Source organism: Anaerolineaceae bacterium oral taxon 439, from assembly GCA_001717545.1.
GTDB lineage: Bacteria > Chloroflexota > Anaerolineae > Anaerolineales > Anaerolineaceae > Flexilinea.
In genome coordinates this window covers 727,066-740,977 of sequence record CP017039.1, presented here as the reverse complement: position 1 = coordinate 740,977, position 13,912 = coordinate 727,066, and the positions used below count along the sequence as shown (strand labels likewise).

Annotated in this window: 10 protein-coding genes; 4 read left to right on the top strand and 6 right to left on the bottom strand. The window is 58.4% G+C overall.

The features are described 5' to 3' along the window. Positions 1–32: 32 nt before the first annotated feature. From BEQ56_03445 to BEQ56_03430, 4 genes are all read right to left on the bottom strand, one after another. Positions 33–1,982: a YgiQ family radical SAM protein gene (locus tag BEQ56_03445; protein ID AOH42612.1), complete on the bottom strand. Its 1,950-nt coding sequence runs from the start codon at positions 1,980–1,982 to the stop codon at positions 33–35. Positions 1,983–2,380: 398 nt separating this feature from the next. Next, positions 2,381–3,199, bottom strand: a complete 819-nt coding sequence (locus BEQ56_03440; protein ID AOH44385.1) for a molybdopterin dehydrogenase — start codon at positions 3,197–3,199, stop codon at positions 2,381–2,383. Between the two features lie 2 nt (positions 3,200–3,201). Next, the gene (locus BEQ56_03435; protein ID AOH44384.1) at positions 3,202–3,678 is read right to left on the bottom strand and encodes a ferredoxin; all 477 of its coding nucleotides are present in this window, start codon (positions 3,676–3,678) and stop codon (positions 3,202–3,204) included. A 67-nt stretch (positions 3,679–3,745) separates the two neighbouring features. After that, positions 3,746–5,863 (bottom strand): aldehyde oxidase, encoded by a 2,118-nt coding sequence (locus BEQ56_03430; protein ID AOH42611.1) that lies wholly within the window; start codon positions 5,861–5,863, stop codon positions 3,746–3,748. Between the two features lie 430 nt (positions 5,864–6,293). Between BEQ56_03430 and BEQ56_03425 the strand changes: the two genes are divergently transcribed. After that, positions 6,294–8,888, top strand: a complete 2,595-nt coding sequence (locus tag BEQ56_03425) for a selenium-dependent xanthine dehydrogenase (GenBank protein ID AOH42610.1) — start codon at positions 6,294–6,296, stop codon at positions 8,886–8,888. Between the two features lie 138 nt (positions 8,889–9,026). Here the strand turns inward: BEQ56_03425 and BEQ56_03420 are convergent, their stop codons facing one another. Next, positions 9,027–9,851: a manganese ABC transporter permease gene (locus BEQ56_03420; GenBank protein ID AOH42609.1), complete on the bottom strand. Its 825-nt coding sequence runs from the start codon at positions 9,849–9,851 to the stop codon at positions 9,027–9,029. Positions 9,852–9,893: 42 nt separating this feature from the next. Continuing rightward, a complete protein-coding gene (locus BEQ56_03415; protein ID AOH44383.1) occupies positions 9,894–10,616 on the bottom strand; it encodes a hypothetical protein in 723 nt (240 codons plus the stop codon). Positions 10,617–10,800: 184 nt separating this feature from the next. Here BEQ56_03415 and BEQ56_03410 point away from each other — a divergent pair, with 184 nt between their 5' ends. From BEQ56_03410 to BEQ56_03400, 3 genes are all read left to right on the top strand, one after another. Then, entirely contained in the window at positions 10,801–11,697 is an 897-nt protein-coding gene (locus BEQ56_03410) for a transcriptional regulator (protein AOH42608.1), read from the top strand. Between the two features lie 112 nt (positions 11,698–11,809). After that, positions 11,810–12,352, top strand: coding sequence for a hypothetical protein (locus tag BEQ56_03405; GenBank protein AOH42607.1), 543 nt, complete (start codon positions 11,810–11,812; stop codon positions 12,350–12,352). Positions 12,353–12,417: 65 nt separating this feature from the next. Next, entirely contained in the window at positions 12,418–13,911 is a 1,494-nt protein-coding gene (locus BEQ56_03400; GenBank protein ID AOH42606.1) for an AAA family ATPase, read from the top strand. Position 13,912: the final 1 nt, after the last annotated feature.

Below are 13,912 nucleotides of genomic sequence, written 5' to 3'. Positions count from 1 at the left end.
CGAATTAATGGTAATTGTACCGTGAATCCGCTTCAGGGCGGCCGGCTTATTTTTTCGGGGAACCCGTCTTCTGACGGGGCCCGGTCGTTGCAACGGAACGACGGAGAGCGCGACCCGCGGCGACCGTCTTCCAGCGTTTCGGGAGCGGGGTCCGCTTTTTTTCCGTCTCCGCGCGCCGGGGCGCTTCTCCAACGCTCGGAACGGTCTCCCCGCGCACCTTCCCGATTCAGATCCCGCTCGCCGCGGGTCCTCGTTCGCCGACGGCCCGGCGCTCCGCCGCGCGGTTCCGAAGTCCCCGTTTTCCCGAGAAGGATGTCTTTTTGCCGCTGCTTTCGGAAAGGATCCTTCTCAACGAAGATCGGTTCTCCGGATTCCGGATCGCGCTCCGTATAGTACATCAGCGACGACCAGGTCGAAGGGGTCGGGGTGAAAATCTGCGTCTGTTCCGGCGTCACGCCCAGCGTTTCGTCGCAGAATTTCTTCAGCCCGAGCATGTCCCGCTCGCCACAGCCCGGATGACAGGCGATGAAATAATAGCTTAAAAACTGCGGCAGGCCTGCCGCCTTCGTCTCACGGTCGAATTCGCGCTTGAACGTCAGGAGCGCTCCCTTCCCCGGCTTCCCCATCGCCGCCAGGACCTTCGGGCTGTCATGCTCCGGGGCGACGCGCAGCTGACCGGAAACATGGTACCGGATCACGTCGCGGAGATAAGCCTTCCCGTATACCAGGTCGGACGGGAGCAGGTCATATCGAATTCCCGACGCGATCATAATTTTCTTCACGCCCGGAATTTTCCGAGCCTTTTCGAGAAGCGTCAGCTGCGACTGATGATTGACCGGAAGCGAGGGGCAGACAGCCGGATAGATACAGCGCCGATCCCTGCAGGCCCCCTTAACCAGCTTCTTCGGGCATTCGTACCCGTACATGTTCGCGGTCGGACCGCCCAGATCAAGAATATACCCCTTAAAATCGGGAAGCTCGCTGATCGTCCGAATCTCCCTCAGGATCGACGCCTCCGATCGCCATTGCACCGTCCGGCCCTCGTGAACCGCAATAGCGCAGTAATTGCATTCGCCGTAGCAGCCGCGGTGCGTCGGGACAGAGAAACGAATCGTCTGGAGCGCGCGGACCTCGCCCTGCCGCTTATAATACGGATGGACGTCCCGTTCAAACTGCAGGTCGTATACCGCGTCCAGCTCCCGCTGATTCAGCGGCTTCGCCGGCGGATTCTGAACGAGATAACGCTCGCCGTGCCGCTGCGCCAGGATGAAACCGCTGACGGCGTCGTTATTCTGATAAAACGTCTTGAACATGCGCGTAAAAGCGTCCGGATCCGTCCGGCATTCCTCAAACGAAGGCAGGATCGAAGCCCCTGCCGGCGCTTCCTTCGCCCCATAGCAAAGCCCGCGAATCGCCTCGACCGGCTTCCCATCCCGGAGCGCCTTTGCCAGCTGCAAAATCGAGCGGTCCGCCATCCCGTACAGCAGGTAATCCGCCTTCGCGTCGAAAAGGATCGACCCGCGCACCTTATTCGTCCAGAAGTCATAATGCGCGACGCGGCGCAGCCCGGCTTCCACCCCGCCCAGAACGATCGGGACAGTATTCTTGAAATAACGGCGGATCAGGTTCGTATACGCGAGAACGGCGCGGTCCGGGCGCCGGTTGTTAACGCCGCCTGGGGTAAAATCGTCCTGCCGGCGCGGCTTGTTCAGCGCCGTGTAATTCGAAACCATCGAGTCAACCAGCCCACCGGTCACGCCCCAGAAAAGCGCCGGTTCGCCCAGACGGGTAAAATCTTCCTCGCTCGCGATATCCGGCTGGGCCAGGATCGCGACCTTATAGCCTGCGTTATCTAAAATCCGGCCGATCAGCGCGACGCCGCTGTACGGGGAATCAATATAAGTATCGCCGCTGACGAGGATGACGTCCGGACGCCGCCAGCCCCGCGCCTGCATTTCCTCAGCCGTCGTCGGAAGAAACATGTCTCGCTCCTTATCCTTTCTCAGCGGCTCCACTCCGCCGTCCATCCATCATACCCCGATCCTGAAGGGTCCCGGGACCGAACGAAACAGGGCTGTATCAAAACGAATTTTATTATATAAAATTCGCCTGCTTATTTATCAATGCATTGAATTGACCCCCATTCGACCAAAGGTCTCAGGGGGCCTCAATACATTGACTTTGGGTAGTTTTTTGTGGAAGATGGGGAAAATCCCTGTCTTCCCCTCCATCGGATCCCGTTTTTTGTGTTCTACACAAGGACGCAGCTATCCTCCAGGCAGAAAAACGCTTTAATAATATTCACCTGAAAATTTCAGGAATTCAACTTTTGAGACAGCCCTGCGCTTATGGATATCTGAAAGCCGGATCCGCAACCCGTTCAGATACCCCGGCTCTCCAGGAAATCGTTGAGCAGGTTCATGCACGCCTGTTTCCGATAGGTCGCGGAAACGCGGCCGCGGATCGGAACGATCCGCTCGTCATATTCCTTCAGAAAATCGGCTTTCATCGCTTTCGCCTCCGGAATCGTCCTCCCGATCATCATCGCCTCAGCTTCCGGGAAGCGCAGCACAACGCCGCTGACCGCGCCAAACGCAATCGACATGCGTTCGATCCGACCGTCCGCTTCGCCGTAGATCGCGACGAACGAAACGCGCGAAATCGCCATCGCCGCCCGCGCGCCGATCTTCTTATAATAATAATTTTCCAGCCCGCGCCGCGGCATCAGGATCTCCGTCAGGAGTTCATCCTCCCGCAGGCACGTTTTCCCGCGATCGATAAAAAATTCAGAAATGGGAACGACACGCTCGCCGGATACGCTGCGCAGCCGCAGCCGCGCGCCCGCGGCGACGAAAATCAACGCCGAATCTGCCTTCGGCGACGCGTTACAGATATTTCCCGCCGGCGTCGCCTGGTTCCTGGTCGCCGGGGACGCGATCCGGATCATCGCGTCCTTCAGGACCTGCGGAACCGCTTCATGATTCAGCAGCTCCGTATACGTACAGGCGGCGCCAATTTCCAGCGTATCGTCGGTAATACGGACCCGCGACAGCTCCGGCAGCTGATTCAGAAAAAGGTACGTCGCCTCTTCAGCCGCCTCAACCATTAAGTCCGTCCCGCCGGCGTACGGAACGACCTTCTCCGCCGCGCGAATCTCCAGCGCTTCCGCCAGCGTTTCGGGAAGGTAGCCGTTTTCCAGCTTTACCATAGCCCGTTTCCTTTTTCCGACGCGTTCTGAATCGCATGCACGATCGCGTTATATCCCGTACAGCGGCAAATATTTCCGGACAATCCCTCGCGAATCTCGAGTTCCGTAGGATGCGGATTGAAACGCAGCAGCGATTCCGCCGCCAGGACCATCCCGGGAATACAGAATCCGCATTGAACCGCCGACAAATCAGCGAACGCGTCAGATAAAATTTCGAATCGTTCGCTGCGGCTGAAACCCTCGATCGTTTCGACCTCCCGGCCAGAGACGGCGCCGAGCGCGACGAGACAGGAATTCGCCAGCTGCCCGTCGATTAAAACTGAACATGCGCCGCATTCGCCTTCCCGGCAGCCGCACTTGACGCCGGTCATCCGGAATTCTTCCCGCAGGACGTCTAACAGCCGCTCGTTAGCTTTCCAGTTCGATTCGACCGGTTCTCCGTTCAGGATAAAGCGAATTTTTTCGGCCATATCGTTCCACGTTTCGAATCGCTGAACCGAGAGACTCTCATATTCGCTCAAAATCAAGTGAGTTTTCTCAACCATTTCGCCGCTCCTCCAATAATTGCATCGTATCTTCCGTCGAGAACGGCGTCTGATATAAATCGGTTCCCAAAGCCATTTCCATCGCGCCGATATACGCCGCCGAACCGCCGACGTTCGGAAGCTCGCCCGCCGCCTTCGCACCGAACGGGCCATTAACATATTCGCTGTTGTGGAACATGACATGCAGCGACGGGACGTCGAGCGCAGTCGGAACGATATAATCGCTCAGGCTGTTATTCCGGATACGTCCCGTCCGGTCATAATTAATCAGCTCGATTCCGCCGTGCCCGATCGACTGGAGCAGCCCGCCTTCCATCTGCCCGATGACAATATTTTCGTCGATCACCGTTCCCACGTCGTAGCAGCCCCATGCGTTCAAAACCTTCGTCAGCCCCAGCAGCGTATCGACCTCGACTTCAACGGCGTTCGTCGACCAGGACGAATCCGGGTAAGGATCGCCGGAAAACGTCGCCAGGTCCCAGGGAATCATGAATTCCGGATGGACGTAATGCTCGGTGATGAGCTGGTCCTCGCCGGGCTTCCAATCGGCTTTCAACCGCTCCGCCGCCCGTTCGATGAGCTTCCCGACGACCATGACCGAGCGGCTCGCGACCGTCGGACCGGAGTTCGGGACGCGGTCGGTATCCGGATTGACGATAATAACGCGCTCAACCGGAAGGTCGAGAACGCTGGCCGCGATCTTCCGGAACGCCGTCTTGACCCCCTGACCCATATCGACCGCGGCGGCCAGAATTTCGACCGTGTCGTCTGCCCGTTTATGCAGCTTGAAAACCGCCTTGATCAAATCGCGTTCGCCCGCACCGGTAAAGCCGCAGCCATGATAGACCGACGAAATACCGATCCCGCGGCGATAACGCCCGGTCTGGTTCCTGTATGCCTCAGCCTTTCGATAATAATCCGACGCCTCCGCGATCTGCTCCAGCATGTCAGGAATCGGGATTTCGAAATGATAAACGCCATGCGTCGGCGAAACGTCGCCCTTCTTCGCGCAGTATTCTTTCCGGAGTACGAGCGGGTCCTTCCCAAGCTTCCGCGCCGCATGATTCATCATCAGTTCCATCGCGAAAAATGTCTGCGGGCCGCCGAAGCCGCGGAACGCCCCGTTCGGGACCGTATGCGTCTTGACCGCTTTTCCGTGAACGCGGTAGCGCGGGAATTTATAGATCCCCAGCGCGCCGATCAGGCCGCGCTGCAATACGACCATCGACAGCGTCGTATACCCGCCGCCGTCGTAAAGAATATCCGTATCAACCGCGGTAATCTTCCCATCTTTAATCGCAACCCGATAGCGCATGAACGCCGGATGCCGTTTCGAAGTGCATGTAATATCCTCGCGCCTGTCAAAAACGCATTTAACCGGCCGTCCGGTCTTATACGAGGCGACGCCGACCTGCGACCCCAGGATCGACGGATAATCCTCCTTCCCGCCGAAACCGCCGCCGGTATCCTCCGCGATAACGTTGATATCCTCCGGTTTCATCCCCATAACCGCCATTACCGCCGTATGCACGTAAAACGGGCACTGCATCGAGCCGCGGACCGTCAGCTTCCCGTCCCGATAATCCCCGATAAGCCCCTGAACCTCCATGTAAGCGTGTTCCTGATGCGCTGAAAAAATTTCGTCGTCAATAATTTCGTCGGCTTCCTCGAAGGCTTTCTCCCAATCACCCTCTTCGTAAGCGTATTCGTAAAATGTCGTATCGGATTTTTTCGGATCGAAACAGGCGTCCAGAATCTCATAATCGACCTTCGTCGCCGCGGCGTATTTCCCAGCCTGCCGCTTATCCGGACCGACGATCATCAGAATCGCCTCGCCGATATAGTTCACCTCGCCATTCGAAAAAACGGGATGATCGTCGCCGACGATATGGACCTGATTCACGCCCGGGATATCCGATGCCTGAACGACGGTATATTCCGGACCCATCTCCGGCAAATGAATCGCCGTAATCTTCCCATGCGCAACGGTCGAGCGAACGATCTTCCCGTACAGCATCCCGTCGAGACGAATATCCTCAACATACTTCGCAGCGCCGGATATTTTCGCTAAATGATCCAGCTTACGAACGGATTGACTGATTGAACTCATTGATTAACGCCTTTCCCAAATCCCTGTTTCCTTCTGAGAACGCCCGGAATTCGTCAACCGGACTATTAGCATAATGCCGGCTCCTTTTCTGATGAGATCAACCGATCTTTGAAATACCCGACATTTCTGATTTCATTATACGCAAAGGCGGCATCTTTTTCAATATTTATAAAATAAGCACTCCCGCACCGGTCAAATTGGGGTCTATTTATAGAATAAGTACGAAGTTTTCGTTTATGCACTACAATATGTTCATCGCTGTTTCGCGTTTCATAACCGGCAGCGTCGGGGGAAGGCCCGCTAAAACCGCCAGGCCGAATGTGCATGCTCGGCTTGCATCAGCGACCGAACGATCCCGCGTTCCCAAACCGAAACGGTTCGTCGGCGCTTAATAAAAAAATCTTTCGGTAACTACAGGAAAGAAAAAGCAATGGCGGAAACATATTCATTCATCGTTAACGGGAAACCGGTCGAAACGGCTGAAAATAAATCCCTGCTGCGCTTCCTGCGCGACGATCTCGGGCTGCATTCGGTCAAAGACGGCTGCAGCCAGGGAGCCTGCGGGACCTGCACGGTTATCGTCGACGGGAAAACGACGCGCGCCTGTGTCCTGACGACCGCGAAAGCGGTGGGGAAATCGATCCTGACGGTCGAAGGGCTTTCGCTCCGCGAAAAAGAGGCGTTCGTTTACGCGTTCGGCGTGAAAGGCTCGGTCCAGTGCGGCTTCTGCATCCCGGGCATGGTGATATCCGGCAAGGCGCTCCTCGACCAGAACCCCAACCCAAAAGAAGACGAAATCCGGTTGGCGCTGCGCGGGAATATCTGCCGCTGTACCGGCTATACGAAAATCGTCAAAGGGATTCAGTTAGTCGCCGCGATCCTCCGCGGGGAAGCTTCGATCGACGAGAAGTTTGAGATGGAAGGCGCGTTCGGCGTCGGGAAACATGCGTTCCGCGTCGACGTCCGCGATAAGGTACTCGGCGTCGGCGAATACGTCGACGACGTCGTCATCGAAGGCATGGCTCATGCGTCGGCGGTCCGTTCCGCCTATCCGCGCGCGCGCGTCCTCTCGATCGATACGAACGCAGCCCGTTCGCTCCCCGGCGTAGTCGACGTACTGACCGCCGAAGACGTCCCCAACAATAAAGTCGGCCATATCCAACAGGACTGGGACGTCATGATCCCCGTCGGAAGCGTCACGCGTTACGTCGGCGACGCGCTCTGTCTCGTGGTCGCCGAATCGCCGGCGATTCTCGAAGCGGCGAAAAACCTGATCAAAATCGAATACGAGCCGCTCGAACCGGTCCGGAACGTTTACGAAGCGATGGCGGACGGCGCGCCGCGGGTGCATTCAAAGGGGAACCTCTGCCAGACGCGGCACGTCACCCGAGGCGACGCGAAAAAAGCGCTCGCGGAATCCAAATACGTCGTCACGCAGAAATACAGCACCCCCATGACGGAACATGCCTTCCTCGAACCGGAATGCGCGATCGCGTTCCCGTATAAGGACGGGATTAAGATCCTCTCGACCGACCAGAGCGTCTATGACACGCGGCACGAAGTCGCGATCATGTTCGGCTGGGATCAGGAACGGATCATCGTCGAGAATAAATACGTCGGCGGCGGTTTCGGCGGAAAAGAGGACGTCTCGGCTCAGCATATCGCCGCTCTCGCCGCCTGGAAAACGCAGCGTCCCGTCAAGGTCAGGTTTTCGCGCGAAGAATCGATCGCGTTCCATCCAAAGCGGCACGCGATGGAAGGGACGTTTACGCTCGGCTGCGACGAGAACGGAATCTTTACCGCGCTCGACTGCGATATTTATTTCGATACCGGCGCCTACGCGTCGCTCTGCGGCCCGGTTCTTGAACGCGCCTGTACCCATTCGGTCGGGCCCTACCGGTACCAGAATACGGATATCCGCGGTTACGGCTATTACACGAACAACCCGCCTGCCGGGGCGTACCGTGGGTTCGGCGTCTGCCAAAGCGAATTCGCGCTCGAATCGAATATCAACCTGCTCGCCGAAAAGGTCGGGATCTCGCCCTGGGAAATCCGTTTCCGGAACGCGATCGAACCCGGGGCGGTCCTCCCCAACGGCCAGATCGCCGACCGCTCGACCGCGCTGAAAGAAACGCTCCTCGCCGTCAAAGACGTCTACGAAGCGAATCCCGGCCGCGCCGGGATCGCCTGCGCGATGAAGAATTCCGGCGTCGGCGTCGGTCTTCCCGATAAAGGCCGCGCAAGGCTGGTCGTCCGGAACGGCATGGTTGAAATTTACTGCGGCGCGTCGGATATCGGTCAGGGCTGTGCGACGATCTTCGTCCAGATCGCAGAAGAATCGCTCGCGATCGGCCGCGACCGCCTGCGCTGCATCGGCGCAAATTCAGAGCTCTCCCCAGACTCGGGAACGACCTCCGGTTCGCGCCAGACGCTCGTCAGCGGCGAGGCGATCCGAATGGCCGCCACGGAGCTCCGCGAGGCGCTCGACGCGTCCGGCGGCGATTTATCCGATCTCGAAGGGCGGGAGTTCTTCGCCGAATACTTCGAGCCGACCGACAAGCTTGGCGCGGACGTCCCCAACCCGAAGTCGCATATCGCCTACGGTTTCGCAACCCACGTCGTTATCCTCGACGACGACGGGAAAGTCAGGAAAGTTTACGCGGCGCATGACTCCGGCCGCGTCGTCAATCCCATCGCAATCCAGGGCCAGATCGAAGGCGGCGTCCTGATGGGGCTGGGATTCGCGCTGACCGAAAATTTCGTCTGTCCAGACTGCGTCCCGCCGAAGAAATTCGGGACGCTGGGACTGATGCGCGCGACCGACGCGCCCCCGATCCAGGCAATCTATATCGAAAAGAATCAGTACCTGGACGTCGCGTACGGCGCGAAGGGGATCGGCGAAATCGCTTCCATCCCGACCGCCCCCGCGGTTCAGGGCGCGTATTACGCGATGGACGGGGTGCTGAGGACGAAGCTGCCGATGAGCGAGACGTATTATTCGAAACCGAAAAAGACGTTCCGCTGATCCGTGCACGCGAGCGAACCGTTATTCAGGCGAACGGGAAAAGCGTCAGGAAAATCTCGTCTGTCCCCTGGACCCGCCTGAACTTTACGGCGCATCGCGCACCCGGCCGCCCGGTTAATTCGCCCGCGCCCTCCGCGTTCAATTCCTTCGCGGGAAGACCTTCCGCCAGAGCGTTCCGATCAGGAAAAAACCGGTCGCGGTCAGCACGATCGACGCGCCCGAGCTGATATTCAGGTAATAACTCGCCATCAGGCCGATAAACCCGGACAGCATCCCGATCAGCGCCGACACGAGCATCGTCTGCGCCAGCTTTTTGGTAAACATCAGCGCGGTCGCCGCCGGCGTGATCAGCATCGCCGTCACCAGAGACGCGCCGACGATATTGATTGAAATCGTAATCGTCGCCGCAATCATGACCAGCAGGACCGACCGCAGCAGCCGTACGTTCCAGCCCATCGTCCGCGCCATAATCGGATCGAACGTAATCGCCAGGAACCGGCGGTACAGCAGGACCACCGTCAGCAGGACCACCGTCGCCGCGACCGCGATAAAGCGAATATCCGCCGTGTTCACGCCCAATACGTTTCCGAACAGGATATGCGCCAGGTCGACGGCGTATGAACGGTTCGAACTGATCATCGCGACGCCCAGCGCCAACGCCGCGGTAAACAGGATCCCAATCGCGGTATCTTCGCGAATCTCGGCGTTTTCCGAAAGCTCCGCGACGCCGAGCGCAACCAGACAGGAAGCCGCCAGCGCCCCAATCGTCAGATTCCCGCCGAAAAGGTACGCGATCGCCACGCCCGGAAGAACCGCATGCGCCAGCGCGTCGCCCAAAAAGGCCATCGACCGCACGACGACGTACACGCCGATCACGGAACAGACCGCGCCGACGATCGTCGCCGCTAACAGGCTGCGCACGAAAAAATCAAACTGAAACGGCTCGATCAGCGAAGCGATCAAAAAAATCCTCCTGCGAAGCGGGCCGCACGCCCGCGAAAAAAACTAAAAAATAACCGCGCGTTTCCCATACACCGCTTCCAGCTTCTCACGAACCATGATTTCTTCCGCCGGGCCGTAAGCGAGCTCGCGGTCGTTCAACAGGATCACTTTTTCAAAATGATCACGAACAATGCTCAAATCATGCGTTACGATCAGCGTCGTAACCCCCTGCGCATGGAAATCATGCAAACTATCGAGGATAATTTCCTCGGTTTTTAAATCGACCGCGTTGAACGGCTCGTCCATCAGCAGCATGCGCGGCTGCTGCGCAAAGGCGCGGGCTAAAAAAATCCGCTGCTGCTGACCGCCGGAAAGATCGCTGATCCGCCGGTTCGCGAACGCCGAAAGCCCCATTCGTTCCATCGCCTCGGCGACGATCCTCCGATCCTCGCGCGACGGGAAGCCAATCAGCGGAAGATACCTGTATCGCCCCATCATGACGACGTCGCCGACAGTAATCGGATAGCTCCGGTCGATCGCTTCGCGCTGCGGAACGTAGGAAATACAACCGCGGTGCCGCGAGCCGGGCGCGGCGCCATGGAGCCGGACCTGGCCGGAGACCGGCGGGATCAGCCCGACGATCGTTTTCATGAGCGTCGATTTTCCCGCGCCGTTCGGCCCGATCACCGCGACCATCTCGCCGGCGTAAATCGTCAGCGTGATATTCGGAAGCGTCGCCTCGCGCTCCTCCGCGTATCCCAGCGAAGCGTCGATCAGTTCGATCATCGGTTGTTTCGCGTTTCCGTTATCCATCATCGTTCTCATTATACTCTGAACCGTACCGATATCCGCCCCAACTGAGCGGACGAACGTTCCCCTCCTGCGGCGTCCCGCTCGCCAGGAGAAATCCTGTCATCTTTTGTCATGCTTTTTCAGGCTATAATGACATGACGTCAACGGAGATCGGGGAATGAAAGAAAACCGCCATTTCAGAATCATCTACGCGCTTCTAAGGCAGGGGCGGATGACCGCGCCGGAACTGGCAGAAGAACTCGATGTCTCGGTCCGGACGATTTACCGGGATATAGACGCGCTGAGCGGCTCGGGAATTCCCGTCTACGTTACGACCGGCCGAAACGGGGGGATCCAACTCCTCGACAGCTTTATCCTCAGAAAAGCACTCCTTTCCGGGGATGAAAAAACGACGCTTCTGACCGCGTTGGAAAGCCTTTCCAGGATGACCGGCGGCGGTCATCAGGATTTATTAATGAAGCTTTCCGCCCTGTTCAACGCGCGAGCGGAAAGCCTGATGGAGATCGATTTTTCCCGCTGGGGAAACGAGGCGTCGGATACTGTTAAATACCAGCGAATCAGGAAAGCAGCCTTCGAACGGAAGGCTCTGTCCATCGTGTACGTCAGCTCCTGGGGCGAGAGGAAAACAAGAAAAATATACCCGCTGAAGCTCAGCTACAAAGCGAAGGACTGGTACCTGAAAGCCCGCTGCGCAGAGACGGAAGCTTTCCGTCTTTTCAAGATCAACCGGATCCTCGCCTGCGAGGTCCTGAACGAGGAATTCGCGCCGCTCGAATATCCCGAGGAAACGGCGTCGGTTCCTGAAAGCTGCGAGGAGATTACGCTGCGTTTCCCGAAAGAATTCGCCTGGCGCGTTTACGACGAATTCACAGAGGGACAAATCCGCGAAACGCGGGATGGCGAGTTGACCGTCACGGCAGTCATGCCGGTAGACGGCTGGCTCGTCGGGTACCTTCTCTCGTTCGGCGCGGCTGTCGACGTGATCCGGCCCGACTTTTTGCGCGGCGTTTTAGCGCGTGAAGCCGCGAAAATCATGGCCAAAAATAAACCCTGACATACGCTGTCATCGTTCATGCGCTATCCTGTTCGTATCAGCAGCTTCGCGCGGCGCGGGGAACGAAACCCCGAATCCAACGCCGCGCGGAAAACGGAAGGAACGAAGCCTCATGAGCAGACCTGCGACAAAGACAGATTTAATCGCCGCCGCGGCGGGCCAATACGAAAAGCTGAACCGCCTGATCGACGGCATGACGGAAACGGAACTGGGAACTCCGTTCGATTTCAGCGCGGACCCGAAGAAAAAGGAAGCGCACTGGCGCCGGGATAAAAATCTGCGCGATGTCCTGATTCACTTGTACGAATGGCACCGGCTTTTACTGAATTGGGTCGAGTCGAACGAAAAGGGCGAAGCGAAACCCTTTATACCGCTTCCGTACAACTGGAAAACGTACGGCGAAATGAACGTCGCTTTCTGGCGGGATCATCAAACCACTCCGATCGAAACGGCGAAGGAGCTCCTGACCGCGTCGCATCGCGACGTCCTGGCGCTGGCCGAAAAGTTTTCGAACGAGGAACTGTTTTCGAAAGGCGTCTATCCATGGGTCGGCGGAAGTCCGTTAGGCTCTTACTTCGTCAGCGCCACGTCGAGCCATTACGACTGGGCGATAAAAAAAATCAAGGCGCATCAGCGGAAATTATCCGCCGGCTAAAGCCGAAATTCACGCCCGCCACGATTCAGGATCGCGCCCCGCCCGCGTACAGTATAATTTCGGACATGAGATTTATCGCCGAACTCGATATCCAAATCCGCGCGAAAGCTGCGCTGATCCTGATCCGGACGCCGGAAGAAGCGCGCGTCCAGGGCGAAATTCTGTCCTTCGCCGCGAATACCGGCCGGGAGCTGATCTCTTGGGATATCTGCGCCGGGTTTACGCCGCTCCGCGGAAAAAACGCGCCGGACGGAGGCCGCGACCCGCTCGCCGCGCTCGAAGCGATCGATAAAGCCGCGCCCGATCGGGCCGCGCTCTTCCTCCTCAAAGATTTCAACGCGTTCTGGGATAACCCGACCGTCCGGCGCAGGCTCAGGACGCTGAGCCAGACGCTCCGGCAAAGCCGGAAAACGATCCTGATCACGACGGTCGAGGACGAGCTCCCGGTCGAGCTGCGCAGCGAGGCCGTCGAAATTCCGTTCGAGCTTCCCGACGCGTTTGAAATCAACGCTGAAATCGACCGTCTCCGGCTCCAGCCGGGAACGACGCTCCGGCTCAGCGAAACCGGGCGAGAACGGCTCGTCCGCGCCGCTCTCGGGCTGACCAGCGCTCAGGCGCAGCGCGCGTTTGCCAAAGCGATCGCCCGATCCGGATTCCTGAGCGACGAAGATATCGCCGCGGTCGCGAAAGAAAAGAAGAAAACCCTGCTCGAAAGCGAAGCGCTCGAATATACCGACGCGAACGAACCAATGCAATCCGTCGGCGGACTCGACGTCCTGAAGGACTGGCTGACCTCCCGTGAAAAAGCCTTCGGCGCCAACGCCGCCGCGTATGGACTTCCCGCGCCGAAAGGGATCGCGCTGATCGGGATTCCCGGAACCGGAAAGTCGCTGACGGCGAAAATGATCGGACGCGCCTGGCAGTCTCCGCTGATCCGCCTCGACGTCGGCGCGCTCTTCGGGAGTCTCGTCGGCGAATCGGAAAGCCGCGTCCGCCGCGCGCTGAAAATCGCCGAGCGGATCGCGCCGTGTATCCTCTGGATCGACGAGCTGGAAAAAGCACTGGCTCATGGCGGAAGCGATTCCGGAACGTCGGCTCGCGTTTTCGCCTCGATCTTAACCTGGATGCAGGAAAAGAAAAGCGAGGTTTTCGTCGTCGCTACCGCCAACGATATTACCGCGCTCCCGCCGGAGCTCCTCCGCCGCGGAAGGTTCGACGAAATTTTTTTCCTCGATTTACCGAATCGCCGCGAACGGCGCGAAATCTTCGCGGTTCATCTCGAAAAACGACGCCGTCTCCCCGAATCTTTTGACCTGGACCGCCTCGCCGAAGCGTCGGAAGGCTACGTCGGCTCCGAACTGGAACAGGCGGTTATCGACGCCATGTACGTCGCGTTCAACGACGGCGAACGCGAATTTACGACCGAAGATATCCTCGAAGCGCTCCGGCGTCAGGTTCCGCTTTCGGTTTCGCAGCGCGAAGCGGTCGCCCGGCTGCGCTCCTGGCTCAGCGAAGGCAGGGCGCAATCCGCCTCCGCCCCGGAAAGTCAGGCCCATTAGC